Source organism: Arthrobacter monumenti (genome assembly GCF_054511255.1).
Genome location: NZ_JBTNCY010000005.1, coordinates 66,496 through 92,419 on the forward strand (window position 1 = coordinate 66,496; position 25,924 = coordinate 92,419).

The 25,924-nt window shown below is 59.7% G+C and carries 30 protein-coding genes; 13 read left to right on the forward strand and 17 right to left on the reverse strand.

The features are described 5' to 3' along the window. The first annotated feature begins 76 nt into the window (after nt 1-76). From ACX80B_RS08585 to ACX80B_RS08625, 9 genes are all read left to right on the forward strand, one after another. Nucleotides 77-445 carry a TadE/TadG family type IV pilus assembly protein gene (locus ACX80B_RS08585; protein WP_459295105.1) on the forward strand — a complete coding sequence of 123 codons (369 nt, stop codon included), beginning with the start codon at nt 77-79 and terminating at the stop codon, nt 443-445. Further along, entirely contained in the window at nt 433-1,449 is a 1,017-nt protein-coding gene (locus ACX80B_RS08590; protein WP_459295107.1) for a pilus assembly protein TadG-related protein, read from the forward strand. Before ACX80B_RS08585 ends, ACX80B_RS08590 begins: the two co-directional genes overlap by 13 nt. Further along, nucleotides 1,446-2,174: a Flp pilus assembly protein CpaB gene (cpaB, locus tag ACX80B_RS08595; protein ID WP_459295109.1), complete on the forward strand. Its 729-nt coding sequence runs from the start codon at nt 1,446-1,448 to the stop codon at nt 2,172-2,174. Before ACX80B_RS08590 ends, cpaB begins: the two co-directional genes overlap by 4 nt. Further along, a complete protein-coding gene (locus ACX80B_RS08600; RefSeq protein WP_459295111.1) occupies nt 2,171-3,367 on the forward strand; it encodes an AAA family ATPase in 1,197 nt (398 codons plus the stop codon). Before cpaB ends, ACX80B_RS08600 begins: the two co-directional genes overlap by 4 nt. Beyond that, nucleotides 3,367-4,842, forward strand: coding sequence for a CpaF family protein (locus tag ACX80B_RS08605; RefSeq protein ID WP_459295113.1), 1,476 nt, complete (start codon nt 3,367-3,369; stop codon nt 4,840-4,842). Before ACX80B_RS08600 ends, ACX80B_RS08605 begins: the two co-directional genes overlap by 1 nt. 65 nt (nt 4,843-4,907) lie before the next feature. Continuing rightward, nucleotides 4,908-5,789, forward strand: coding sequence for a type II secretion system F family protein (locus ACX80B_RS08610; protein ID WP_459295569.1), 882 nt, complete (start codon nt 4,908-4,910; stop codon nt 5,787-5,789). Nucleotides 5,790-5,801: 12 nt separating this feature from the next. Next, complete coding sequence (locus ACX80B_RS08615) at nt 5,802-6,686, forward strand: type II secretion system F family protein (protein WP_459295115.1); 885 nt, start codon at nt 5,802-5,804, stop codon at nt 6,684-6,686. Between the two features lie 36 nt (nt 6,687-6,722). Further along, nucleotides 6,723-6,902 (forward strand): hypothetical protein, encoded by a 180-nt coding sequence (locus ACX80B_RS08620; protein ID WP_459295117.1) that lies wholly within the window; start codon nt 6,723-6,725, stop codon nt 6,900-6,902. A 359-nt stretch (nt 6,903-7,261) separates the two neighbouring features. Next, the gene (locus ACX80B_RS08625; RefSeq protein ID WP_459295119.1) at nt 7,262-7,684 is read left to right on the forward strand and encodes a hypothetical protein; all 423 of its coding nucleotides are present in this window, start codon (nt 7,262-7,264) and stop codon (nt 7,682-7,684) included. A 3-nt stretch (nt 7,685-7,687) separates the two neighbouring features. On the opposite strand, the gene ACX80B_RS08630 is transcribed toward ACX80B_RS08625, so the two are convergent. Genes ACX80B_RS08630 through ACX80B_RS08645 form a run of 4 tightly spaced genes read right to left on the reverse strand, consistent with a single transcriptional unit; the run spans nt 7,688 to nt 11,769 of the window. Continuing rightward, a complete protein-coding gene (locus ACX80B_RS08630) occupies nt 7,688-8,872 on the reverse strand; it encodes a thiolase family protein (RefSeq protein ID WP_459295121.1) in 1,185 nt (394 codons plus the stop codon). A 17-nt stretch (nt 8,873-8,889) separates the two neighbouring features. Next, complete coding sequence (locus tag ACX80B_RS08635) at nt 8,890-10,095, reverse strand: acyl-CoA dehydrogenase family protein (protein WP_459295123.1); 1,206 nt, start codon at nt 10,093-10,095, stop codon at nt 8,890-8,892. A gap of 34 nt (nt 10,096-10,129) precedes the next feature. Beyond that, the gene (locus ACX80B_RS08640) at nt 10,130-10,570 is read right to left on the reverse strand and encodes an acyl-CoA thioesterase (RefSeq protein WP_459295125.1); all 441 of its coding nucleotides are present in this window, start codon (nt 10,568-10,570) and stop codon (nt 10,130-10,132) included. After that, a complete protein-coding gene (locus ACX80B_RS08645) occupies nt 10,567-11,769 on the reverse strand; it encodes a CaiB/BaiF CoA transferase family protein (RefSeq protein ID WP_459295127.1) in 1,203 nt (400 codons plus the stop codon). The genes ACX80B_RS08640 and ACX80B_RS08645 overlap by 4 nt, the downstream gene beginning before the upstream one ends. Nucleotides 11,770-11,982: 213 nt before the next feature. Between ACX80B_RS08645 and ACX80B_RS08650 the strand changes: the two genes are divergently transcribed. Further along, nucleotides 11,983-12,912 (forward strand): LysR substrate-binding domain-containing protein, encoded by a 930-nt coding sequence (locus ACX80B_RS08650; protein WP_459295129.1) that lies wholly within the window; start codon nt 11,983-11,985, stop codon nt 12,910-12,912. A 28-nt stretch (nt 12,913-12,940) separates the two neighbouring features. Here ACX80B_RS08650 and ACX80B_RS08655 read toward each other — a convergent pair whose 3' ends face one another. Together ACX80B_RS08655 and ACX80B_RS08660 are read right to left on the reverse strand one after the other, a co-directional pair. Continuing rightward, nucleotides 12,941-15,004, reverse strand: coding sequence for a TRAP transporter permease (locus ACX80B_RS08655; protein ID WP_459295131.1), 2,064 nt, complete (start codon nt 15,002-15,004; stop codon nt 12,941-12,943). Further along, nucleotides 14,997-16,106, reverse strand: a complete 1,110-nt coding sequence (locus ACX80B_RS08660; protein WP_459295133.1) for a TAXI family TRAP transporter solute-binding subunit — start codon at nt 16,104-16,106, stop codon at nt 14,997-14,999. Before ACX80B_RS08660 ends, ACX80B_RS08655 begins: the two co-directional genes overlap by 8 nt. 307 nt (nt 16,107-16,413) lie before the next feature. On the opposite strand from ACX80B_RS08660, the gene ACX80B_RS08665 reads away from it, so the two are divergent. From ACX80B_RS08665 to ACX80B_RS08675, 3 genes are read left to right on the forward strand one after another with little or no spacing between them, the layout of a single operon-like run. Then, nucleotides 16,414-17,637: an acyl-CoA dehydrogenase family protein gene (locus ACX80B_RS08665; protein WP_459295135.1), complete on the forward strand. Its 1,224-nt coding sequence runs from the start codon at nt 16,414-16,416 to the stop codon at nt 17,635-17,637. Nucleotides 17,638-17,642: 5 nt separating this feature from the next. Then, on the forward strand, nt 17,643-18,422 hold the full coding sequence (locus tag ACX80B_RS08670; RefSeq protein ID WP_459295137.1) for an enoyl-CoA hydratase/isomerase family protein: 780 nt from the start codon (nt 17,643-17,645) through the stop codon (nt 18,420-18,422). A gap of 2 nt (nt 18,423-18,424) precedes the next feature. Next, a complete protein-coding gene (locus ACX80B_RS08675; RefSeq protein ID WP_459295139.1) occupies nt 18,425-19,306 on the forward strand; it encodes a 3-hydroxyacyl-CoA dehydrogenase family protein in 882 nt (293 codons plus the stop codon). Between the two features lie 71 nt (nt 19,307-19,377). On the opposite strand, the gene ACX80B_RS08680 is transcribed toward ACX80B_RS08675, so the two are convergent. The 11 genes from ACX80B_RS08680 to infA all read right to left on the reverse strand — a co-directional run bounded on the left by ACX80B_RS08680 (nt 19,378) and on the right by infA (nt 25,831). Continuing rightward, the gene (locus tag ACX80B_RS08680) at nt 19,378-19,827 is read right to left on the reverse strand and encodes a hypothetical protein (protein ID WP_459295141.1); all 450 of its coding nucleotides are present in this window, start codon (nt 19,825-19,827) and stop codon (nt 19,378-19,380) included. A gap of 65 nt (nt 19,828-19,892) precedes the next feature. Then, a complete protein-coding gene (locus ACX80B_RS08685; RefSeq protein WP_459295143.1) occupies nt 19,893-20,270 on the reverse strand; it encodes an Hpt domain-containing protein in 378 nt (125 codons plus the stop codon). Continuing rightward, nucleotides 20,254-20,823, reverse strand: a complete 570-nt coding sequence (locus ACX80B_RS08690; RefSeq protein WP_459295145.1) for a signal peptidase I — start codon at nt 20,821-20,823, stop codon at nt 20,254-20,256. The genes ACX80B_RS08685 and ACX80B_RS08690 overlap by 17 nt, the downstream gene beginning before the upstream one ends. 32 nt (nt 20,824-20,855) lie before the next feature. Next, nucleotides 20,856-21,452 (reverse strand): TasA family protein, encoded by a 597-nt coding sequence (locus ACX80B_RS08695; RefSeq protein WP_459295147.1) that lies wholly within the window; start codon nt 21,450-21,452, stop codon nt 20,856-20,858. 183 nt (nt 21,453-21,635) lie between these two features. Continuing rightward, nucleotides 21,636-22,580: a tRNA pseudouridine(38-40) synthase TruA gene (gene truA / locus ACX80B_RS08700; protein ID WP_459295149.1), complete on the reverse strand. Its 945-nt coding sequence runs from the start codon at nt 22,578-22,580 to the stop codon at nt 21,636-21,638. A gap of 14 nt (nt 22,581-22,594) precedes the next feature. Then, complete coding sequence (gene rplQ, locus ACX80B_RS08705) at nt 22,595-23,197, reverse strand: 50S ribosomal protein L17 (RefSeq protein WP_459295151.1); 603 nt, start codon at nt 23,195-23,197, stop codon at nt 22,595-22,597. Nucleotides 23,198-23,258: 61 nt separating this feature from the next. Next, nucleotides 23,259-24,272 carry a DNA-directed RNA polymerase subunit alpha gene (locus ACX80B_RS08710; RefSeq protein WP_026534018.1) on the reverse strand — a complete coding sequence of 338 codons (1,014 nt, stop codon included), beginning with the start codon at nt 24,270-24,272 and terminating at the stop codon, nt 23,259-23,261. Between the two features lie 185 nt (nt 24,273-24,457). Further along, on the reverse strand, nt 24,458-24,859 hold the full coding sequence (gene rpsK, locus ACX80B_RS08715; RefSeq protein WP_459295153.1) for a 30S ribosomal protein S11: 402 nt from the start codon (nt 24,857-24,859) through the stop codon (nt 24,458-24,460). Nucleotides 24,860-24,914: 55 nt separating this feature from the next. Next, nucleotides 24,915-25,283, reverse strand: a complete 369-nt coding sequence (gene rpsM / locus ACX80B_RS08720) for a 30S ribosomal protein S13 (RefSeq protein ID WP_459295155.1) — start codon at nt 25,281-25,283, stop codon at nt 24,915-24,917. Nucleotides 25,284-25,454: 171 nt separating this feature from the next. Then, nucleotides 25,455-25,568 (reverse strand): 50S ribosomal protein L36, encoded by a 114-nt coding sequence (gene rpmJ / locus ACX80B_RS08725; RefSeq protein ID WP_035780128.1) that lies wholly within the window; start codon nt 25,566-25,568, stop codon nt 25,455-25,457. Nucleotides 25,569-25,609: 41 nt separating this feature from the next. After that, the gene (gene infA / locus ACX80B_RS08730) at nt 25,610-25,831 is read right to left on the reverse strand and encodes a translation initiation factor IF-1 (protein WP_026534021.1); all 222 of its coding nucleotides are present in this window, start codon (nt 25,829-25,831) and stop codon (nt 25,610-25,612) included. Nucleotides 25,832-25,924 lie beyond the last annotated feature (93 nt).

Genomic DNA, 25,924 nt, shown 5'->3' on the forward strand with positions numbered 1-25,924 from the left:
GCATTTTCCGCGCAGGTGGTGGCGACACTGTTGGTCGTCACCACCCGTTCGGCACTTTATGGGGGAGGGATTTGCAATGCCGAAGTCATCCGAGCGTGGGGCCGTAGCGGTGGAGCTCGCCATCCTTCTGCCGGTCCTACTCCTACTCGTACTTGGAATAGCCGAATTTGGGCGGGCATTCAATGCACAAATCACAGTCACCCACGCAGCGCGCGAAGGTGTACGAGTCATGGCTATATCCGAAGGCAGTGAAGCCTTGGCTGCTAAATCAGCCGCCAAGAACGCAGCCGCTTCGCTTGACCCCACAAGAATGACCATAGACCCAGGTACATGCACACCAGGCGCCCAAGTCACTATGACCATCACATATGAGCTAGACACGATAACGGGTATAGCAGGTCCATTTAGCTTGATCGGCAAGGGCGTGATGTTATGCGGCGGCTAACCAAAAGCGAGAATAGCGATCGCGGGGCTGTCAGTATCGTTGTCGCGATCCTGATGGTTGCCCTGCTCGGCTTTGCGGCCCTAGTCATCGATGTTGGACTTATGTATGCAGAGAGGGCACAGCTTCAAAATGGCGCCGATGCCGCAGCGATCAGCATCGCGCAGTCCTGTGCCGAGGACCCTACGGACGCAACTGTTTGCTCCGATACGTCGCCGTTGGCCAAGACGCTCGCCAACGAGAACGCCAATGACGGGCTCACTAACGTTCAAAATATCGGACTCGATACCACAGCAAGAATTGTATCCGTGACAACAGGCGCCAAGGAAACCGGCGGGGGCGAAAACAGAATCTCTCTTTTCTTCGCTAGGGCCCTCGGATTTGAATCGGCCGAAATAGGAGCTCATGCAAGTGCTGCGTGGGGAACCCCATCTGAGGGGCCGGCGCCTTTTCCGATTACATTTTCTAAGTGTGAAATCGAGGACGGTTATGAATTGCAACTCATCCAGTACTATGCGAAGAGTTCGGAAGCGCCGAGTTGTCTAGGCGGGCCACCGGGAGGCTTTTCTAAACTCGATGCCGACGGCGAGGACTGTGAAGCCCGCGTTGATGTCGATGAGAACTCGGCGGGAAGTGACCCAGGAAACGACGGTCCGAAGGAATGCACTGCACTTCTTGCTTCGTGGCAAGCATCAATTTTGGCCGGGGAAAATCCCATCGTTCTATTTCCGATTCACGACTCTGTGACCGGCACGGGAAACACTGCCAGCTACGACATCACTGGTTTTGCCGCCTTCGAAATCTATGGGTGGAAATTCAAGCAAGGTGGTAGCGGTGAATACGAGTTTCGATCGAATTATGGCGGCTTTGCTTGTACTGGACACTGCATTGGCATAATCGGAAAGTTTGTTCAGCACGTCGTCCTTGACGAGGAATACACGAGTGGCGCCTCCGAAGATTTTGGGGCAAGCGTTGTACATATGACCATGAAAGAGGGGGCCTCATGAAATCAAGACTCATCGCAGGTTTTGCGGCAGTTGTCCTCGCGATTGTGGGGGCGCTGTTGGTCTTTACTTACGCCCAGGCGGCCGATAAGCGGGCGATGGCCGGGCTGCAGCCCGTCGAGGTTCTCGTCGTTCAAGAGAGAGTCTCTGCGGGCACGAATATCGACCTGTTGACCGAGTCCCTGGCCGTTGAGAAGCTGCCAGCGTCCGCAGTCGCCGAGTCGGCCTTAAGGGACCTGAAAGAATCCACCGGTAAAGTAACCGCCGTGGATCTGGTGGCTGGCGAACAGCTAGTTGCTGAGCGACTGATTGACCTTAAAGACTTCGAATCCTCCGGAAGGGTTGAGGTCCCTAAAGGCTTCCAGGAACTGTCCTTCCTGTTGGAACCGCAGAGGGCCGTAGGAGGAACTATTGAACCGGGAGACCATGTCGGCATTCATATTTCCTATGCAGTGGACCCTGTAGAAGAGTCGACTACCAAATTCGTATTTCATAAGGTGCTTCTGACCAATATTCAGCGGGCTCCAGTGGCCAGCCCTGACGAATCCGAACCTGACGGAGCTCCACTACCGACTGAGTCTTTACTTGTAACGGTAGCTGTCGACGACGCCAAATCAGCCAGGATCGTTCACGGCAGTGAGTTCGGTACATTGTGGCTGACCAAGGAATCTTCCGACGCATCCGAAAGTGATAACGCAATAATAACCACGACTGAGGTGTACGAATGAGTCGGTTTATCCTCATCAGCCCGAATCAAGATTTCGAGCGACGGTTACGGCAGGCGACCACAGGATCACTGCCTGGGAACGTCCAGTCCTTGGCCGCTGATGCCCTCCACAGGCAACCGCAGGAAATCTTCGCACAATTGTCTGCGGAACGAACCGAAGTACTCATTCTTGGCCCAGATTTGCCCCTCGATGATGCGCTCCGACTGGCCACCGTATTCGACGTCCAGTACCCGGAAATCAGCTTGATTCTCGTCGCAGAAAGTCACCCGGAATTGATCATGCATGCAATGCGTGCCGGGGTTAGGGACGTTCTGAACCCTACAGCAGATGTTGCCAATATCCGCATGCTGTTGGAACGCGCGTGCCAAGCGTCGGCCAGCCGGAAGCGGTCTGAAGCCACCTTGTCCGCCACGCGGACTGAAAATAGTCTGGTCATCGGGGTGTTCTCCCCTAAGGGCGGCGTGGGAAAAACAACAATCGCCACAAACATAGCTGTCGGACTCGGCAAAATCGCCCCTATGAATGTCGTCCTCGTCGATCTGGATTTGCAGTTCGGCGATGTGGCATCCGGTCTCTACCTCAATCCTGAGTACACGTTGACGGACGCCGTCACCCCCTCAGCGAGTCAGGATTCGATGGTTCTGAAGGCGTTCCTTACCGCGCATCCGACCGGAATTTATGCGCTGTGTGCGCCCAAGAGCCCGGTCGAGTCCGACCATATTTCAGTGCCTCAACTATCCCGGCTACTGCAACAGCTGGCGATGGAATTTCAGTACGTAGTGGTCGATACCGGTCCCGGAATAACCGAACACAGTCTGGCGGCCCTTGAGGTTTGCACCGATGCTGTCTGGGTCACGGGGATGGACGTGCCAAGCGTACGCGGATTGCGTACCGGGATGGATCTGCTCAACCAACTGGACTTGATCCCTGAAAACCGGCATGTCGTCCTCAACTTCGCAGATTCGAAGACTGGTCTATCCGTCCAGGATATCGAAGCAACGCTCGGGGCGCCTGTGGACGTTTCCGTTCCCAGATCCCGGGCACTGTCTGTGGCGACCAACCGTGGGGTTCCACTGTTACAGGAAGAGGTTCGGGATCCTGCGACGAAGGGCCTGCGTACCCTTGTAAAGCGCTTCGACCCGAGTTGGCGCGCCAAATCTCAGCGCAAACTACATCGAAGGGTGGTCGTGTAATGAAGCTGTCAGAACGTCTTGCGACCCGTCCAGGTATGGCACCAGCAGAGGAGACACGGGCACCCATCCAGTCACGTCAACCCGAGCCGGCAGCCCCGGCTGGATCTGAAAGTGCGCCTCCGGTGACGCTCACTAGCAAACCTGCGGCCCCATCGGTACCTGCCGCTCCGGTCGAAGCGCCGAAGCCTCGAGTTGACGCATTCGCAGGGCTGAAGCAGCGGGCAGCAACGGCGCTGTTTGAACGAATGGGATCCAGATTCAACGATTCGGCAGTCACAGAAGAGGATCTGCGCACGGCAGCGCGTGAAGAACTCAGCCAAGTGATTGACGCCGAACAGGTACCGCTCACCCCCGATGAGAGGAGGCGGTTGATCCGCGATGTCGCCGACGACGTCCTGGGCCTCGGCCCCCTGCAGCGATTGCTCGATGACGAAGCCGTCACCGAGATCATGGTAAACCGCATGGACCAGATCTATGTTGAGCGCGCAGGAAAAATTGAGCTGACAGGCTCGCGGTTCAGCTCGGAGGAGCATCTGCGGCGGGTCATTGAACGCATCGTTTCGAAGGTCGGACGGCGGATTGACGAGTCATCTCCGTTGGTGGATGCCCGTCTCGAAGACGGCTCCCGCGTCAACGCCGTGATTCCGCCGCTTGCGGTCAATGGGTCCTCACTGACGATCCGAAAGTTCAGCAAGACTCCGCTTACCGTGCAGAATCTTATTGACTTCGGCACCCTTACGCCTGAAATGGCCGAACTGCTCGATGCCTGTGTGAAGGCAAAGCTAAACATCATCGTCTCCGGAGGAACCGGAACCGGTAAGACAACGCTGCTAAACGTGCTCTCGTCCTATCTGCCGGACACGGACAGGATCGTCACCATAGAGGACGCGGTCGAGCTGCAGATTCAACAGCAGCACGTCGTCCGGTTGGAAAGCAGACCAGCGAACACCGAAGGCAAGGGCGCCGTCACCATCCGGGACTTGCTGCGCAACTCGTTGCGCATGCGGCCGGACAGAATCGTGGTCGGTGAGGTCCGCGGCGGTGAATCGCTGGACATGCTGCAGGCGATGAATACCGGGCACGATGGCTCACTGTCCACCGTGCATGCCAACTCCCCGCGCGACGCCGTCGCAAGGCTGGAGACGTTGGTGCTCATGGCCGGTATGGATCTTCCACTGCGCGCGATCCGGGAACAACTGGCTTCTGCCGTGAATCTAATCATCCAGATAGGTCGGCTCAGGGACGGAACACGCCGTATCACGCACGTGACCGAAGTCCAGGGCATGGAAGGAGACATCGTCACCTTGCAGGACGCCTTTGTCTTCGACTACTCTGCTGGTCTTGACCAAGCCGGACGCTTCCTCGGAAAGCCCATACCCACAGGTATCCGCCCTCGCTTCATTGAGCGCTTCGAAGACATGGGCATCACCGTCTCGCCATCGGTTTTCGGCGCCAATATTCCAATGGGCAGGTGAACGACACCGTGACCCCGCTATTCCTTATCGGTTCCGCATCCTGTCTCGCCGCCCTGGCTCTGGTGATGTATGCGCTCAAGCCACAGCAGACCTCCGTGCCGCTGGACCGCCGTCGACCATTCGAAGTGGAAGCCACGGTCTCCCAGCTATCGCGGTTCGCCGGGTCCGCCGTCCGTGGCGTCGACCGGTTTCTGCAGCGTCACCCTCAGCGGCTGTATCGGCGCGAAATTTTGGAAACCGCCGGTGTCAAGCTCAGTCAAGCGGATATGTTCATCCTGGTCTCAGCGGGCGGTTGTGTAGCTGTCTTGGTTGGTCTGACACTGGGCGGCCCGTTGTTGGCTCTCCTGCTCTTCATGCTGACGCCCTTTATCGCGCACCTGATTCTGGCTCGGTTGACGAGCCGCCGGCGCAGTAAGTTCGATGGCCAGCTCGGAGACATCCTGCAGTTGCTCACCGGCGGGCTCCGGGCCGGCCACAGTGTTCTGCGGGCCATCGACGCAGCAGCGACCGAAGCCGACAGCCCGATGTCTGAGGAAATGCGACGGGTCGTGACCGAGACCAGCCTGGGCAAGGACCTGTTGGCCGCGCTCACGGATACTTCGCACCGGATGCAGAACGAGGACTTCGCCTGGATCGCACAAGCCATTCAGATCAACCGTGAAGTCGGCGGAGACCTCGCGGAGGTCTTGGACCATGTCAATGGAACGATCCGGGAGCGCAGCGAGATCAAGGGCCAGATCAAAGCTTTGAGCGCGGAAGGCAAGTTTTCGGCGTACATCCTCATCGGGTTGCCGTTCGGTATCGTCGGGCTGCTGAGCTTTCTAAGCCCCGAGTACGTAAGCGTTCTGCTGACGGACCCACTCGGATGGGTGATGATAGGCGTCTCACTCGTGATGATGATCATTGGTGCCCTCTGGCTGCGCAAAATCATAGACCTGAAGTTCTGAGGCCGGGTGGTTATGAACATCGTGTTGATGCTGTCGCTGCTACTGGTCTCCGTGCCTGTTGGGTATCTCGCTTGGACTGCCCTATCGACCGATAGGAAGGGGCGAAAGATCGTCCAAGCGAACCTGAACCGCGGCTTCGAAAAACCGGAGGAGGGCCGAACAGGCAATCCGAGCCTGTTCTACCGTCTGGGACGTACACTTACGCCGGCCGGTTACGTCAAAAAGCTTGACAGGTTGCTGTCCCTAGCTGGTCGTCCGGCTTCGATGCCCTTTGCACGGCTGCTGGCTGGTAAACCTGCGATGGCCATACTCGGTGCCGTCGTTGGACTGTTGTTCTTCGCTCTCAACCCGGGACCCACCATCGTGGTAATCGGGGTTTTTCTCACAGTGCTTGGTTACTTCATTCCCGATCTGATGCTATACAGCAAGGGGCAGGAAAGGCAGAAGGCCATCCAGTTGGAGCTGCCCAACACTCTGGACCAAATGTTGATCTCCGTCGAAGCTGGCTTGGGATTCGAGAGTGCCATGTGGCGGGCGGGCAGCAATGGCAGAGGGCCACTGGCTGAGGAATTGGTACGAGCGTTGCAGGATATGCAGGTCGGTAGAAGCCGACGAGAATCCTACTTGGCCATATCCGACCGCACCAGCGTGCCGGAACTACGTAGTTTCGTTAAGGCGATCGTACAGGCCGACGCTTATGGCATCGCCCTTAGCAAGGTACTCCGGACACAGGCAAAAGTAATGCGAGTGAGGCGCCGGCAGCGGGCTGAAGAGAAGGCAATGAAACTGCCGGTGATGGTGTTGTTCCCGTTACTGTTCTTTATCTTTCCCGTGTTGTTCATCGTGATACTCGGGCCTGCCGTTATCAACGCGATGGAAACATTTGGCGGAGGATAAGCTGCCAGCCTTAAGCAGCGAACCGGAGAAGAATCGATGGACACGACGCTCTCTGCTAAGCCGGTGGTGCGGCCGTTCGTCTTCAGCGTTGTCGTTCTGCAGCTGGCCAGCCCGATTGGCAACTTCCAAAAATCAGAATCAAAACTGCAGATGGCGCTCCCCGCACATGGCTGCGGCATATTTCCTGCCCTGCCGCTATCGACCTCATTGGGCTAAGGCGGAGCAGTCTTTCGAAGGTGACTCATGACGGCGAACTTCGCCGAATCGCACGCACTGGCTGTTACCCCGATCGGCGGCGCTCTGAATCCTCATTGTCTCGAGGGCGCATCGCCGTTCCATTCTTTGGGTGATTTCCCGCGGTTGGTGATCAGGCAATAGCCGTTGTCCTCACAGTGGGAATTATCGGGTCAATCGCTCTCATTGCGGGATTTCGTTCCCGAACGGCGGCTGGCTCCATAGCTGCCGTCACAGCGTTTGTTTTGCTCTGGGACCAGCAGACCTATAGCAGCCATCAGCTACTCTTGCTCTGCCTTAGCGCGTAGCTTGCCATGGGACATCCGGGCGCGAGCTGGTCCTTGGACGCCAAGGTTCGCGGATATCAGGAGTCGCACCTGACCTGGCCGGACATGCTGATCATGACGCAAATTTCGGTGGTCTATTTCTTCACCGCCATCGCAAAGATCAATCCCGTTTTCCTCAGCGGCGAGATGCTTCGCTCCGCAATGTGGATACCACTACCTGACTTTGCCCACGTCCCGCTGAGTGTCGGGGCTGTCGTCATGGGACTGTTTCTCGCGTTTGCATTGTGGTCCCGCAAGCTAGTCAAAGGGGCAATTGTTGGGGGCGTAGTGCTCCATATGAGCATTGTCGTTACTTTGGATCTGCCTCTCGTGCTCTTCGCATTCGCATTATTGACCCTGGGCACGTACCCCCTCTTCTACTACCGAACCAAAGCTGTGCATTCAGCGGAAGTCCAGGCTGTCGCCGCGCCGGTGTGAAGGTTAGACCCGCTCCAATAGCATGGCGGTGCCTTGACCGACGCCTACGCACATGGTCGCCAGTCCTCGCTGGGCGTTTTCCCGCTCCATCCTGCCGAGCAGGCTGATGGTTATTCGTGCACCGGATGATCCGAGGGCGTGCCCGAGTGCGATTGCACCGCCGTCTTTATTTACCGTTTCTGCAACCAGGCCGAGGCGGCGGATGCAGGCCAGCGACTGCGTGGCGAAGGCTTCGTTCAGCTCAACCGCGCCTAGGTCTCCGATCGTCCATCCGTTGCGGGAAAGCACCTTTTCGGTGGCAGGCACAGGACCGATGCCCATAATCTCCGGTGGTACACCGGCGGATGCGCCGTCCACCACGCGGGCATGGGGTGTCAGTCCGAACCGCTCCACCGCCCGCTCGCTGGCGACTACGATGGCGGAAGCCCCGTCGTTCAATGAACTCGAATTGCCCGCCGTGACGACACCACCCTGTTGGACTACTGAACGGAGTCCGGCGAGCGCTTCCGTTGATGTGCCTGGCCTTGGCCCCTCATCACGGTCAACGACTCCGGCCTTGGTTTGAACTGGTAGGATTTCGTCCGCGAACCGCCCTGCCTCAATGGCAGCGAGGGCATTTTGATGGGACCTGACAGCGAAGGCATCAGCGTCCTCACGTGAAATACCGTCCACCTTGGCGACTTCCTCCGCGGTTTCCGGCATGGAGAAGGTGGTTTTCTCCTGTGCGGCGAACCGTGGGTTGGTGAAGCGCCAGCCAAGCGAGGTGTCCGCAACCTCTCCCGGGCGAGCGAACGGCTTTTCAGGTTTGGCCATCACCCACGGTGCGCGGGACATGGATTCGACGCCTCCGGCCACCACGATGTCGGCCGCGCCGGTCTTGACTATCTGGGATGCCGTGATGATGGCGCTGAGTCCCGAGGCGCAGAGGCGGTTGACCGTCATGGCGGGCACTGTATCCGGCAGGCCGGCGAGCAAGGTGGCCATCCGGGCGACGTTGCGGTTGTCCTCGCCAGACTGGTTTACACAGCCGAGAATCACTTCGTCGACGACTTCGGGATCGATGCCGGCCCGGCCGACCGCCTCCTTGATCACCATGCCGGCCAGGTCGTCGGGGCGTACCGAGGAGAGTGCGCCGCCGTAGCGCCCAACGGGTGTCCGTACTCCCCCAACCAGGAATGCTTCGTTCATAAGATCCGGCCTTCCTCTCAGGCGAAAGCAGAGATGCCGGTGATGTCCCGGCCGATGATCAGGGACTGGATGGAATCGGTGCCTTCGTAGGTATGCACCACTTCCATGTCGGTCATGTGCCGGGCCACGTGGTTCTCGAGCAGCAGCCCGTTTCCGCCGAGGATGTCGCGTGCTTCGGAGCAGATCCACCGCGCTTTCTGGGCGGTGTGCATCTTTGCCAGGGACGCCATGGCACTGGTCATCTTGCCCTGATCGGCGAGCGTGGCAAGCCGGAAACAAATCAGCTGCATGGCTGTCAGTTCGGACAACATGTTGGCCAGCTTGTTCTGCACCAGCTGGTACCCGGCGATTGACTTGCCGAACTGGACGCGCTGTTTGGCGTAGGTCACCGCCGCTTCGTAGGCGGCAATTCCATGGCCCACAGCTTCCCAGGAAGCACCGCTGCGGGTGGCCGTGAGGACCCGGGTGACGTCCTTGAACGAATGGGCTTCGGCAAGCTTGTTTTCCGCTGGAACCCGCACGTTTTCGATGGTGACGTCGGGCTGCCAAATGGCCCGTTTGCCGATCTTCCCCGTGATCAACTCTGTGCTGTAGCCGTCCGGGTAACTGCCGTCGTCGTTCTTCTCGATGATGAAGCCCTTGACCTTGCCGTCACTTTCATCGCGGGCCCAGATGATGACGACGTCGGCGATGCTGGCGTTGCCGATCCAGCGTTTGCGGCCATTGAGCACATAGTGACCGCCTTCCTTGCGGGCGGTTGTCTCCAGAGCCACGGAGTCAGATCCGTGATCGGGTTCGGTCAGCCCAAACGCGCCGATCTTCTCCAACCGGGCCATACCGGGCAGCCAGCGTTGCCTTTGTTCCTCGTTGCCCAATATGTTGATGGTGCCCATGGACAGCCCGGACTGCACGCCGAGGAAGGTGTTGAGGCTTCCATCGCCGCGGGCCATTTCGACCGAGACCATTCCGGAGGCGAGCCTGCTCAGGCCCGGGCAGCCGTAGCCTTCGATGGTCGAGCCGATGATGCCCAGGTCCGCTATACCCGGCAACAGCTCAAAGGGGAACTGGGCCTTTTCCCAATAGTCATTGATCACAGGCAGGACCGACTCGTTGACAAAGCCGCTGACCTTCTTGCGGATCAGCACTTCCTCTTCGGACAGCAGTTCATCCAGGAGGTAGTAATCGGTGTTGACGATGTCTGTGTTCATGGCGTCGATGCTCATGGTTCTCCTTCTCGAAAAATGTAAAACGGACAGATCAGGCGTTGGTTGTCGCCATGTCTGCGCTGTTGAGGCCGGTCGTTTGGTAGGTGGAAAGTTCCTGCCGCTCAATAGCGGTGAGCGGCCGGGCGCCGGCACCGCTTTGTTCCATCGGCACCATGACGGTTGAGGCTTTGAAAACCTGCATCCCGACCTGGCTGCCGGCATAGTTCAGGGTGTAGGACCTGGTTCCAATGCGCGTAACGGTGATGTCCACATCCACATCGCTGCCATATTCAGTTGGCGCCAGATAGTCGAGCTGCAGGGACGCGACGACAGTTTGGTTCTCCCGGTCCACGGGCGCGATGTTCTCCAATTGGGCACGCCACTGGATACGCGCCTCCTCGAGAAGCGTGACCACGCGGGCATTGTTCACGTGCCCATTAAGGTCCATATCGGACCAACGGACGTACGACGACGTCCGGAATCCCGCGCTCACCGTGCACCGGCCATCTGGGCCGCCAACCAGCCCCGCACCAGTTCCGAACTCGAACCCAGGACCGGCGGCGCCAGTTCGTAGGTGGCCGGTGTCCGGGAGAATTCGACGGGGTGCCGCACGGTGGGAATCTGCCGTTCAAATGGACCGGGAAGCACCACCGGCTCCAGTCCCAGTCGTTCTGCAAACTCGACGCCGCCTTTGACATCCTGGATGGGCGCACAGGGCAATCCCGCTCCGGACAGGATGGGGAACCATTCTTCGGCAGAACGGACGGCGAGTTGCTCCTCCAGCAGAACCCGGAGGTCAGTGCGGTGGGCGTTGCGCTGCTCGGCGGTGATGAAGCGGGGATCGTCGGCCAGTTCAGGGATATCGAGCGCATTGCAGAGGCGTGCGAACTGGCCGTTGTTCGCGGCGGCGATAACCAGCCGTCCATCCCCGGTCAGCATCGGCTCGTATGGATAGAGGCTCGGGTGCTCATTCCCCATCCTGGTGGGAACGACGCCTCCGGTGACATAGGCGGCTGACTGGTTCACCATCCCGGACAGCGCCGACGACATGAGGTTCAGCTCAACGTGCTGCCCCTCCCCCGTGACGGTCCGGTGGTGGAGTGCCCCCAGAATTCCGGTGCTTGCATGCAAACCGGTAATGACGTCGAACATCGCCAGCCCTGCGCGGAACGGTTCGGTGCTCTGGTCTCCGGTAAGGCTCATCATTCCAGAGGCCGCCTGCACGAGTAGGTCGTAGCCAGGCAGTCCGGCGCCGGCGCCAGTTCCGAATCCGGTAATGGAGGCGTAGACCACCTGCGGATTGTGTTCGGCGACGGCGGCATAGTCGAGGCCATAGCGTTCAAGTCCGGTTGGTTTGAAGTTCTCCACCATGATGTCCGCCCGGGCGGCCAGCTGCTGTGCCAAGGCAAGGTCCGCGGCATCGTTGAAGTCCAGTGCAATGGAGTGCTTATTGCGGTTGACCGACAGGAAGAAGGTACTTTCGTCGTCGTGCACCGGAGGCTTCCACGTCCGCGCGTCGTCTCCCTCCGGCGATTCCACCTTGATCACAGTGGCACCCATGTCGGCCAGCAGCATCGTGCAGTAGGGGCCGGCAAGCACCCGGCTGAAATCGGCAACAACGAGACCGCTCAAGGGGCCGGTACCGGTACGTCCAAACAACTCGTTGAGTTTGGCCGATGCAGATGCAGTCATTGCTAGATCCCTCCATTGGTGTGCTGCGTATCACTTAGACTTCCAGAGCTATTACGTGGCGTCCAATACAAATTGGGTAGCTGATTATTGCTTCGAGAGTATGGATAAGATGGGCGTGCCTGGCGGTTGTTCGTTGGAGGCGGACCGTGATTCATGTCCTCGGGCTCAGCAATCATTGACGAATGGCTTTACTTACGGCAATAATTCCGTCTCATGGAACTTCAACAGATCCGCTCCTTCCTGGCTGTGGCCAACGAACTCCACTTCGGCCGGGCTGCGGAGCGCCTGCATATTGCCCAACCTCCGCTTAGCCGCACCATCAAGAACTTGGAACGGGAGTTGGGCGCACTGCTGTTTGAGCGCAGCACCCGGAACGTGAAACTGACGACGGCGGGCCAGGCCCTGATGGAGCCGGCCGAGGAGATCATGGCGGCCTGCCGCCGGGCAAAGGCGGCCGTGGCTTCTGCGGGCAAGGGCGAATCCGGCCGGGTGCGTTTTGCCTTTGCCGGCGTATCCTCGCACGTTATGGTGGGCAAGCTTGCCAAGCTGGTGCGCCAGACGCATCCGGGAATCGACATGGAACTCTACAGCTCCTACTACGCAGTCCCGGCGCTGAACGAGGTCATTGCGGGCACGATGGACATCGGTCTGGGACGTTGGAATTTCCTTCCTGCCGGAATCGAGTCCAGGACGGTCGCACGCGAGACGCTGGTAATTGCCGTTCCGGCGAACCACCGCCTGGTGGGACGGGAATCCGTCAGTATGGCCGATCTCGCCCGCGAGTCAATGGTGGCGCTGCCTCCGGACCCGGGTGCCGTCCTCAGGGACCATCTGGACAGGCTCTCGCACAAGGCAGGTTTCGTTCCGTCGATCGTTCAAGTTGCTCCGGACACCTCCACCCTGCTGTCCCTGGTTGCGGCGGAGATTGGATGCGCGCTCACTGTCTCCTCGGTACCGGCCAATGTGTCTTACCCCGGCGTGGAGTTCCTTGACCTTTCGGACCCAGTCGATCCCATAGAACTCCAGCTCATCTGGCGCGACGATGACAGCAGTCCTGCCCTGCGCGAAGTGCTTCGGCTTTCCGACGCCGTGTTCCCCTCCCCGGCAGCGGATCCGGAGGCTGTAACCCCCGGATCCACCTAGCTACAGGCGGTCCGGCCGGTTCCGCTGGCTACTCGTTGGATACAAGGACCGGGTCCTCGTTTGGTTCCGAGCGCTCGGCAGCCGGCGCCGTCGTCGTTCTCTCATCCTTGCGGCGCAGGAGCAGTGTCAGCAGCACCACCGCCGCGAGCAATACTGCACCAATGGCTGCCGCGATGAACCCGGGCATCAGGAAACTGACACCGGCCACCCCGGAAAGCACCCGGAGCAGGATTGGAATCCGCCGCCGCATGCCGAGCAACCAGCCTTCGAAAGCACAGGCCAGGGCGTAGACGCCGATCAGGCTCAGCAGGAATGCCGTCACAATTTCTGGAAGTGGCGCCTGTGCCACCAACGCCGGATTGAGCGCAAACCCGAACGGCACGATGTACTTCACGGCGCCCAACCGCATCGCAGAGATACTGGTCTTCATCGGATCCGCGCCGGCAACCCCCGCCGCCGCGTAGGACGCCAGCCCCACCGGAGGCGTGATGTAGGAAACGGCGGCCCAGTAGATCACGAAAAGGTGGGCTGCGATCGGGTTCACACCAAGTTCGACGACGGCGGGCACCATCACGATGGCAAGGAACACGTAAGCGGCGGAAACAGTCATGCCCATGCCCAGGATGAAGCACGTGACAGCTCCCGCAATCAGCATGAGCACCACATTGTCGCCCACAAGAACGAGCAATTCCCGGGCGAGGGAAAGGGACACGCCGGACATGCTAAGCCCGCCGACGATAAGGCCTACACCGGCGATGATTCCGAGTATCTCGCTGATGGTCTTGCCACAGTCGAACAGCATCTCAATCAGTCCGCGGGGAGTCAGCCGGTCCGCACGCTTCAACATTCCGTAAAGCACCAGCGCACCGGCGACCCAGAAGGGTGCCTGGGTTTCCGTGGTGACGATCAGTAACCCGGTCAGCAGCACCAGTGCCGCCACATAGGGCCAGCCGGAAGCCAGGACGGCTTTGAACCGGGGCAGCTGAGAGCGGTCCAGTCCGGTGAGGCCCTTTTTGGCTGAGTACGCATCAATCTGCAGGTAGATGCCGACGTAGTAGAGCACTGCAGGAATGGCCGCCGCGATGAGTATTTCCTTGTAGGGAACACCGACAAAGGAGATCATCAGGAAGGCCGCTGTACCCATAACCGGCGGAGTAATCGATCCGCCCGAGGACGCCGTAGCTTCGACGGCTCCCGCGAAACGCGGCGCAAATCCCGATCTGATCATTGCCGGAATTGTCATCGGGCCGGTGGTGAGCACATTTGAAACTGCGCTTCCGCTCATCATCCCCATGGAGGCGCTACTGGCCACGGACACCTTGGCCGCGCCACCACGGGCGCCTCCAAACAGGGACTGTGCCAGATCATGGAAGAAGGACGATCCGCCGGTGTGCTTAAGAATTACGCCAAAGAGCAGGAAGCCGATGAGAATGCTTGCGGCCGCCTGCAATGGCAGGCCCATGATGCTCTCCACACCAACCGCATGGATCTGCGCCGTGGTTCGGAAGTCATGGGAAATTCCCTGCAGGAAGTCGACCGGCATCCGGGAGGCAAACATCGGATAGACCGAGAACAGGAATGCAATGACCGTCACGGTGAAGCCCGCAGTGCGGCGCAGCGCCTCAAGCGCCAGTCCCCACAGGATCACGCTGAAGACGGTGGCCAGCGCAGGCGCGGCATAGTCCCAGCCGAAGGTAAGGATGGTCTTCGCATTCGTTCCGAAGTACAAGGTGACAAGAATCGTCACGGCAAAGAGAACGACGTCGTACCAGGCGAGCGCCGGAGGGCGGCTGGAGGGCAGCGCCTGTCCCTGCGTGCTCACTGCCGGCACGGGGGCAACCTTTGCTGCCGGGAAGATGATGAAGGTAATCGAAAGGAAGCAGGTCAGCATGAAGTAGAGGTAGGCATGGGTCAGCAGGGTGATTCCGAAGAGTCCCCACATGAATGCCTGGTTCATGGACAGCAATATGCCGACGATCGTCATCAGCACTACAACGGTGCGCCATAAGCTGTTGAGGCGCGGACCGGCGGATTCATTGGCCTGCCCGGGGTGCGATGAGCTGCCCCGGAAGGACCGCATCAAATTAGTCAAGGTTCTCTTCCTTCCACGCGATCCATTCCTGCGCGAGTTTGTCTTTATCCGCTGTTTTTATGAATTCTTCCCAGCCGGACTGGAGGCGGGACTGGCGCTCAATAAGGCGGTTGTTCTTCCGCTCGGCTTCCTTGGTCCACAATCCCTTTTCCTTCAGATAGCTGACGGTGCCTTCATGGAACGGAACCACTTGGGGTTTATGGAGAACTTCCTTCAGCGCGAATTCGCTGACCGATGGAGTCGTGTTTTTGTATCGGTCGTAATTCTCATCAATTGCCTTTACCAGTTCATACACCGTCTGGTCGTCGGTATCCGCATAGGTGGAGATGGGGACGGTATAGGCGAAATTCTTCGCGGACTCGCCCTCCTCCATTCCCGGTGCGCCGGAGAATTCACCCACTGTGACCATGGGCGCCAGTTCATGCACGCGTTTCATCCTCTTGGGTGACTTTTTGTCCATACTCATCCAGTCGACGTCGACCTTGCTGGCGAGCTCCTCGAGGTTGGAGCCGTACGCGCTGCTGAAGAGGACATCAATCCGTCCTGTTTCCAGCGCTTCCGTCTGATCGCTGTAGCTCATGTCCACGGGCTTCACGTCATCCCATGTCAATCCGCCGTAGGCAAGGTACGCCTCCAGCTTGATGTTGATGGAGTTGTTGGCAATGATGCGGGGAAATTTCTTGCCCTTCAGGTCTTCGAAGCTATCGATCCCGGCATCCTCGCGGGCGAGCATTCCATAGTTGCCCATCGGCGCCCACACAATGCGAAGATCCTGCGGGCCCCAGTTCTCGCTGGCAAAATCCTGGATTCCTTCGAATGCGAAATAGTACTCATCGCCCATCCGGCTGAACTGGGCGCTATCTGCCCGCATGGGTGCAACGCGGCCAATCATCGTGTCGGAAGGGAGTATGCGAACCTGGGTGCCCTGCACACGGGTGAGGCTGTCGGCGACGGCGGCGAGGTCGTTGTAGGTTCCGGTTCCCACCCCGTAGGTCGTCATAACGAGTTGGGAATCCAGGTCTCCCTTTGCCGGAGCACCGCCGGTGACGATCCCTGCGGCGAGAATTGCAGCCATAGCAGCGCCAGTCAGTAATTTCTTCATTGAAGCCCCTCGCGTTCCGCTTCCACCGGTATTCGGCGACTTGCGGACGTCGTAGCGTGATTTGTTATCCACGTCACTCTTACAGAGGCCACTGCCCTGAATCCAATACTTTATCCGGATGGGATTGATACCCAGGGCGCCGTCGGCTTCAAAGACCGCGCGTTTTCAGGGACTGATCCCAATTACGTCGGTTGCATGCATCAATGGGACACCTTTTTGGTATTGGAACGAACCTAATAACCCTGCAAGAGTGAAGATGATCACCCCAACGCCCGCAGGAACCGGCGGGCCAAACCCGGAGGAACACATGGCAATCTTGGAACTGTCCCCGGAGGCAAGCGCCCGTCCGGCCAGCCCGGAACCGGTCCGGCAGGACAATAGGTCCGACATCCTGGACCTTGACGGTCTGCTCACGGATGATGAGTTGGCCGTGCGGGCCCGCGTTCGGAACTTCGTGGACGAGCGGATCAAGCCGAACATTGCCGAATGGTACGAGGACGCCACATTCCCGGTCGCCCTGATGCGCGAACTGGGCAGCCTCGGAGTTCTGGGCATGCACATATCCGGTTACGGCTGTCCCGGACGGTCGGCTGTCGAGTATGGCCTCGCCGCAATGGAGCTCGAGGCCGGAGACTCGGGCATCCGTACTTTGGTCAGCGTCCAAGGCTCCCTCGCCATGAGCGCCATCCACAAGTGGGGATCCGAGGAGCAGAAGAACCAGTGGTTGCCGTCCATGGCCACCGGGCACACTGTTGGATGCTTCGGCCTCACGGAACCCACCGCCGGCAGCGATCCGTCCAGCATGAACACCTTCGCCCGGAAGGATGGAGAGGACTGGGTCCTCAATGGTGCCAAGCGCTGGATCGGCCTGGCCACCATTGCGCAGGTTGCGGTGATTTGGGCAATGACCGACGACGGCGTCCGCGGCTTCCTGGTTTCCACGGACACCCCCGGATTCACCGCCACTTCGATCACATCGAAGCTGTCCATGAGGGCTTCGGTCCAGTGCGACATCGAGCTAGAGGACGTTCGTCTTCCGGATTCTGCGCTGCTTCCCGGGGCGAAGGGCCTGCGCGGCCCTTTCTCCTGCCTCAACGAGGCCAGGTACGGAATCATCTGGGGCGCCATGGGCGCGGCCCGGGATAGTTACGAAGCGGTGCTGGATTACTCGTTGGAGCGGTTGCAGTTCGAGAAACCACTTGCCTCCTACCAGCTCACGCAGGAGAAGCTGGTAAACATGTTGCTCGAAATCCAGAAGGGCACGATGCTGGCGATCCACACCGGCAGACTAAAGGACGCAGGTGCGCTGAAACCTGAACAGATTTCCGTGGGCAAGCTCAATAACGTGCGGGAAGCGATCGCCATTGCGCGGGAGGCGCGAACCATTCTCGGCGGCAATGGCATCACGCTGGATTACTCACCACTGCGCCATGCCAACAATCTGGAAAGTGTGCGCACCTATGAGGGCACAGACGAAGTGCATACCCTGATCCTCGGCAATCACATCACCGGCATCCCGGCATTCAAGTAAGGGGAATGATGGAGTTTTCAGTTATCCAGGCAGACGTCAGCGGCCGGTTGGGAATCATCAAGGTTAACCGGCCTGAGAGCCGCAATGCCCTCAACCAGCTGGTTCTGGACGAAATTGCCCAGGCTCTTGAAGTCTTTGCCGAAGATGAGCAGGTGGGCGCCGTCGTTTTCACCGGTGCTGGCGGGAAGAGTTTCATCGCCGGCGCCGATATTAACCAGCTGGTCCGCAAGACGATGCTCGACGGCCTGGCACCGAAGATGCAGCAACTGTATGACGCCATCGAAGAGTATGAGAAGCCGACCATTGCGGCCATCAACGGCTATGCCTTGGGTGGAGGGCTGGAGCTCGCGATGGCTTGCGATATCCGGATCGCTGCCCAGGGCAGCCGGTTTGCCTTGCCGGAAACGAACCTCGGCATCATACCGGGGGCCGGCGGAACACAGCGGTTATCGCGGTTGGTCGGCAAGGGCCGGGCGGTGGAACTCATCCTCACGGGCCGTATGGTCGAAGCCGCCGAGGCCGAAGCCATTGGGCTGGTGACCGACGTCGTGCCTGCGGCGGAGTTGATGGAGGCGGTCTCCGCCACGGCCGAAACCATCCTGGCCAAAGGACCGCTCGCGGTCCGGATGGCAAAGCTGGTGGTCAGGCACGGATTTGAAACAGACCAACGAACCGGCCTGCTGCTGGAACGGCTCGCGCAATCCCTGCTGTATACCAGCGAGGACAAGGCAGAAGGGACCTCGGCGTTCCTGGAGAAACGTCCTGCCAATTACCAAGGAAAGTAGCTATGAATTCAACACCAACTCTCGAAAACGTCAAGCGCATCCTGGTGGTGGGCGCCGGTGCGATGGGCTCGCAGATAGGTATGGTTGGCGCGCTGGCCGGATACCAGGTCACCATTCAGGACATTTCAGAGGACATGCTGGCCAAGGCGCAGGCTGCCTTGGCGCAACGGATGGACCGCAACGTCTCGAAGGGCCGAATGGAGCGCGCGAACGTGGACGCCGCCCTGGGAAGGATGAATTACCTGACCAGTCTTCAGGAAGCGGCGTCCACGGCCGACTTCGTCATCGAGGCGGCGGTCGAGAAGCTGGAGATCAAGCGGGAGATCTTCCAGGAACTCGATCGGCATGCACCCGCACATGCCATCCTCGCCACGAATTCATCCACGCTGGGGTCCTCGCAGGTTGCCGATATTACCGGCCGCGCCGACCGGGTATGCAACATGCACTTCTTCAACCCTGCGCTGGTGATGAAGTGCGTGGAGGTGGTGCGGCACGAAAACACCTCACCGGAAACCGTGGAGACAGCCATGGGTCTGGCGGAACGAATGGGCAAGTCCCCCATTCTGATCAACCGTGAGATCCCGGGCTTCGTGGCCAACCGGTTGCTGGGCGCCTTGCGGACAGAGGCCCTCAAACTCTACGACGACGGGATCGCCAGTTTCCAGGACATCGACACCGCAGCGAAAACCGCGCTCGGCCACCCTATGGGGCCTTACGAATTGATGGACCTGGTGGGTATCGACGTCGTCCACCTGATCAGGCAGGCGCACTTCGAGGAAACCGGCGATCCCGCCGATCTTCCGCATCCGGCATTGACCGAGCTATTCGAGGCTGGTCATTACGGGCGGAAGACCGGCCAGGGCTGGTACACCTACGCGGAGTAGGTGTACCAAGCAATTCCGGCGTTGAGGCAATGTACGGCGCCAGCGATCGTGGTATAGCCAGCGGTCGAGATCTAGCCGCCCTTCCCTGCTCTGTCCGGGCAGATTACCGTTCGGCTGAGCGGTGGGCCTTCCCATACATTGGTTGACCCGGGAACGGCATAGGAACCATGGATTTCATACGTCCATGTACCGATCATGGTCTTCCATTGGTCTGTCTTGGGGTACACATAGCCGCCAGCGTCGAGAACAACGGTTTCAATGGGTTCGCCAGCGGGATTAAAAACTGTCAGTTCATGAAGGTTTGCGCCTGGAACCTCAGCCAAGGATCCCACTGTGATGGTCAGTTTCGAGTCTCCTCCGGCTTTCTCACAGCTGGCCGTTGAAACGGTTTGTACCGCATCAGGTGCGGCCAGCTTGGCCGTGGTGACAGTCATGACGCGGCTGGCTGTTCCGGAAAAAACGGCCTCAGCCACGGTAGGGGTAAACAGCATCGATGCCAGCAGCATTAACCCCAGGGTCATGCGCCATAAGGCTCGCTTACACCACCTTGATCCGTACGATTCCTGGAGTACAGGCGGCTGTTGCGTCAACATGGCGTCCCGCCCGGCGAGTCAGTGTGTACGAAACCGAATGACCTTGTGGCGTTGCTAAGTTCGGCTGTTGCACGACTCGCCTCGGCCGAATTGCCCGAATTCAAAGCGGTCTCCAGCAGCACGCATAGCTCTTCCATGCTGTGCGCACCAGCCATAGCGGACGTTACCTTCAGGCTCAGGACTGCCTCCATGGCTTCCAAGTCGTTACTGCTCTGAACCGCTTGAAGTATCCGTGTGACCCGCCGAGGCAGGAGCTCCAAAAACGTGGTTATGAAATTCACTGCACCGGAGATGTTGTCCAGCTCGTCGGCCAACTTGCAGAAAGTTGCCGGGGAGAGGGCTCCCAGAGCCACGTTAGGCGGCGGAAACATTGGCTTTCCTCGCCGCTTGCGTGCTGCCGTCGTCGGTTTCCTCAGGGTTCTTGCGCCAGATGGCCATCAGCATGCCGGCAACCAATACCGTGGGTGCGCCGTACAGTAGGACTTTCATTAATACGGGCTGCTGGAAGGTCCGGATTGCTGTTCCAAGGTAGGGAAGGGTCAGAGCATGCCGGTCCACCTGGTCGCCCTCAAGAACCGCGGTCCATGGATCCACGCTCTCGTTCGCGTCACCCTTGGTCCGTACAGCCGTCGAACCATCCGGCTTCTCGATGACCTCGACAACGCGGTGGGTTTCGACCCGGTGATCGTCGATAGGGATGTGGTACGTGATGATGTCCCCCACTGCAACATCTTCGACGTCGGTTGGGACGCTTACGACGACGTCGCCAGAGTTGATCAGCGGCGCCATCGAGCCGGTAAGCATGGTGTAGGTCTGATACCCGAATACCCTCGGTCCGATGGCCAGGAACAGGAACGCAAGGACTGCCGTGGTCAAGAGGCCCCATACCAGGGCTGTGGCTGAGTAGCGCAACACTGTCCGCATGATTCCCGTCCCTCCCCCCGGCCAGCCTGGGCTTACTTGGTCGAGCCCGTGCGCTGACTAGCGTCGAACGTGAACGCGATGTCGCTCATGGCCCCTTGGTACTCGTTGCCGGCCTCATCAGACAGGGTCGCGGCAATCCTCAACTGGTCGGATTCCCCGGAATCGACGGCTGACAGTCCGGTGAGCGCCTGATTGGTAACGGCAAGCGTAGTGCTGCTCACGATGGGTGTGGTCGTGCCGCTACAGGTATCCGCACCACTCGGAACGGATACCCAGGTACCGGAGCAGGCGTCGATGGTGAAGCTGACAACGCTGCTGAGGTCAAGCCCTGCCGTAGCCGTGCTGGTCGTCGTGAGGCTAATGGATGCAAGGTCAGAAACGCCCGTGTTGGACAAGGTGACTAGTTGTTCGATGGTGTCACCCGGCAGCACATCCGCGATGGCCACTGCTACGGCGTCGTCGGGATCTCCCAGGCTGATATCGACAGTCCCAAGGCTGACATCCGCGTTGGCCGCGGTCGAGTCAGTGAATGCTCCGTAGGTTCCAAGTCCTGCGACGGCGGCGGCGGTACCGAGGAGCGCTGCCGATGCGAGGAGCTTGCCGGAAGTGGTCTTCATGTTGATACGCATTAGAGTCTCGTTTCAGTTGGCGGTTCCACCCCATCCCCCCAACGGGGTGGAACCGGGAACCGAATCTCTTCAGCCTCTTTGGCTGACATCTGCAACAATGCCTGAGCATCCTCAAGAAACGTTTGTTTACAAAGAAAGAAGCGCTCAGGATTCAGGAAATTTCATCCCAAGCTCAAGATTCGATCAAGGCAGGACGCGGCGGGCGCGCGTGGACTCCGCGCGCGACAGCATTTCAGCGTCGCCCGGGTAGCCGACCTCTTCGAAGACCAATGGATGCGCCGGCGACATTTTCGCCTGGGCATCGCGTTTCCTGGCGAGCAGTCGTTCGCTCAGCCATTCGGCCGACCTGTCGCCGGATCCGACAAGCAGGGCCGCACCGATCAGGCAACGGACCATGTTGTGGCAGAAGGCGTCCGCCTGGACAGTGGCGACGATGACGCCGTCGTCGTTCCTCACAAATTCGAAGCGCTGCAGTTCCCGGATGGTTGTGCGGCCCTCGCGGGGTTTGCAGAATGCTTTGAAATCCTGAAGGCCCAGCAGCGCCTTGGCGGCATTGTTCATGACGTCGATGTCGAGAGCATCTTTGTACCAGAGCGTCAGGTGTCGGGTCAGCGGGTCCCAGCTGCCGGCGTCGTCGGCAATGCGGTAGCTGTAGCGGCGCCAGAGTGCGGAGAAACGGGCGTCGAAGCCCGCCGGCGCCAGGACGGCATCGTGCACTTGGATGGCATTGACGCTGCTGTCGGCGGCGAGACTGTCGGTCCGGACGTCGGCGCCCGAGAAACCGATATGCAGAATCTTGTTCATGACACCGCGGAGCCGGCGCTGCAACGCCTCCCCCGGTTCGAGGTCCTTGCCGCGGCTGAGTCCGTACCACTCATCGGGCGACAGATCGAAATGGACCACCTGGCCCCGGGCGTGGACTCCGGCGTCGGTCCGGCCGGCGACGGTGGCACGGACGGGACGGCGGATCAGCGTGGCGAGCCCCTCTTCCAGGACACCCTGTACTGTGATGCGGCCGGGCTGTATGGCCCACCCGGAGAAGGGACCGCCGTCGTAGGCCACCCGCATTTTGACACGCAAAAGCCCGCCGCCCCCGGATTGGGGTACAGCGGGCTGGTGCGTTGTCATATCAACAGGTGAAGCTAGGCCTTCTTCTCGGGCTCGTCTTCTTCGTTGCCTTTTTCGACGTCGACGGCGGGGGCTTCCGCGGCTGCCGACTCGTCCTTGGTCTCGTCAGCCGAATCGGCGGACGGGGCGCTGTCTGCCGATTCCGGGGAATCAGCGGAGTCGGCCGAATCGCCGCTGTCTGCGGACTCGGCAACGGGGGCCGGGGCTGCGGACTTGGTGGCGGTCTCGGCTTCAGCAACAGTTGCCTGCTTGGGGCTGACCGGGTCCAGGATCAGTTCGATGACGGCCATGGGGGCGTTGTCGCCCTTGCGGTTGCCGATCTTGGTGATCCGGGTGTAACCGCCGTCGCGGCCTTCAACTGCGGACGCGATGTCGGTGAACAGCTCGTGCACAATTGACTTGTCGCGGATCTGGGCCAGCACGCGGCGGCGGCTGGTCAGGTCCCCGCGCTTGGCGAAGGTCACCATGCGCTCCGCGAAAGGACGCAAGCGCTTGGCTTTGGTAACTGTGGTGGTGATGCGCTTGTGCTCGAACAGAGCAGCGGAGAGGTTCGCGAGCATCAAACGCTCGTGTGAGGCTCCGCCTCCCAGGCGCTTACCCTTTGTGGGCGTAGGCATTGTAGTTTCTCCTCAAATGGTGCTCTGCGAGGGAATCTTCTCTCAGAGCGTCTGTCGCGATTTAGAGTTGGTCGTCTTCGTCGCTGTAGTCGGCCTCGTCGTCTTTTTCTTCGGCGGCGCGTGCCAGGTCGAACCCTGGGGGCGAATCCTTGAGCGAAAGCCCAAGCTCGACCAGCTTTGCCTTGACCTCATCGATGGACTTCGCACCGAAGTTACGGATGTCCATGAGGTCTGCCTCGGAGCGGGCCACGAGTTCACCCACGGAGTGGATGCCCTCGCGCTTGAGGCAGTTGTAGGAACGGACGGTGAGGTCCAGATCCTCGATCGGCAGTGCCATATCCGCTGCCAGTGCGGCGTCGGTCGGCGACGGACCAATCTCGATGCCCTCGGCCGTGGTGTTCAGCTCACGGGCAAGACCAAACAGTTCAACCAAGGTGGTGCCGGCGGAGGCGACGGCGTCGCGCGGTGCCATGGCTTCCTTGGTTTCGACGTCGACCACCAGGCGGTCGAAGTCGGTGCGCTGCTCAACACGGGTGGCTTCCACGCGGAAGGTCACCTTCAGGACCGGCGAGTAGATGGAGTCAACCGGAATACGGCCGATCTCTGCATCCGCGGACTTGTTCTGAGCAGCCGAAACGTAGCCGCGGCCGCGCTCGATGGTCAGCTCGACCTCGAACTTGCCGTTCTCGTTCAGCGTGGCGATGTGCTGTTCCGGGTTGTGGAACTCCACACCGGCCGGCGGAGCGATGTCGGCAGCCGTGACGACGCCGGGTCCCTGCTTGCGCAGGTAGGCGACGACGGGCTCGTCGTGCTCTGAGGACACAGCCAGGTTTTTGATGTTCAGGATGATCTCGGTGACATCTTCCTTCACACCGGGAACGGTGGTGAACTCGTGCAGTACGCCATCGATCCGGATGCTGGTGACAGCAGCTCCGGGGATGGAGGACAGCAGGGTTCGGCGAAGCGAGTTTCCCAGCGTGTAGCCGAAGCCGGGCTCCAGTGGTTCGATGACGAACCTGGACCGGTTATCTGCAACTACTTCTTCGGATAGGGTGGGGCGCTGTGCAATGAGCACTTAGGTTTCCTTTCGGCGAGCATCCGCTATATGACGCAACACAGGGATTGAAACAAACGTCTTGACTGACCGGCCAATAGCCCGGCCGTTAGCCAGCGCAGGCCGCCTGATCGGTACGGTGGTTCACGCTCATCTTTCGACGGCGGAACCGGCCCGTCATCAGGCGGCTGCGGCGGCTTGGTCAGTTAGACGCGACGGCGCTTGGGGGGACGGCAACCGTTGTGGGCGCTGGGGGTGACATCCGAGATGGAGCCAACCTCGAGGCCAGTGGCCTGCAGCGAACGGATTGCGGTCTCGCGTCCCGACCCCGGACCCTTCACAAAAACGTCAACCTTCTTGACGCCATGCTCCTGGGCACGCTTGGCAGCGGCCTCGGCGGCCATCTGCGCAGCGTATGGGGTGGACTTGCGTGAGCCCTTGAAGCCAACTTCACCGGCCGAGGCCCATGAGATGACAGCACCGGACGGGTCCGTGATGGACACGATGGTGTTGTTAAAGGTGCTCTTAATGTGGGCCTGTCCGACCGCTACATTCTTTTTATCCTTGCGACGCGGCTTACGAACCGCTCCACGAGTCTTTGGGGGCATTACATCTCCTACAAAAGGTCATCGGATCCCGTTGGGAATAACGGGTTCACGGGATCTACTTCTTCTTGCCAGCGACCGTACGCTTGGGGCCCTTGCGGGTGCGGGCATTGGTTTTGGTGCGCTGTCCGCGTACCGGCAGTCCGCGGCGGTGGCGGATACCCTGGTAGCTGCCAATCTCAACCTTGCGGCGGATATCGGCTGCCACCTCGCGGCGAAGGTCACCCTCAACCTGGAAGGTAGCTTCAATGTAGTCACGCAGCTGAACGAGCTGATCGTCAGAGAGATCCTTGACGCGGACGTCGGCGCTGATGCCGGTGTCTGCAAGAGTCTTCAGTGCACGGGTTTTGCCCACGCCGTAAATGTATGTAAGCGCTACTTCCAACCGCTTTTCGCGGGGAAGGTCTACGCCAGCGAGACGAGCCATTATGGCCTCACTCCTTGGATAAACCGGAGGTCGTAAGCAATCACATCCCTGCGTTCAGCAGGGCCCCGGCCTCCGACCGGGGGTTTCCAACTCTGGTCCTTGCGGACCGGCTGGTGCGTTGCCTTCTATTGAGTTACTACTGCACAAACTGTGCGTGGGCTAAGAGTTGATCTAGCCCTGGCGTTGTTTGTGACGCACGTTGTCGCAGATCACCATGACGCGCCCGTTGCGGCGAATCACCTTGCACTTTTCGCAGATCGGCTTAACGCTCGGCTGTACCTTCATGGGGTTCCTTTGCGTTCTTGCAGGTGTGCTTGGTTAGAGCATTACTTGTAGCGGTATACGATCCGGCCACGGGTCAGGTCGTACGGGCTCAACTCGACAACCACCCGGTCCTCGGGAAGGATCCGGATGTAGTGTTGCCGCATCTTGCCTGAGATATGAGCGAGCACAATGTGTCCGTTGCTCAGCTCAACACGAAACATCGCGTTGGGCAGCGCCTCGTTGACCGTGCCTTCAATCTCGATGACCCCGTCTTTCTTGGCCATATCCTCCGCTAACTTTTTGTTGCCTCCGCTGACGCGAAGAGCGTATTTACTACTGATTTGGTGTAATACTTGCCTGTTTCGCGCCGCCAGAAT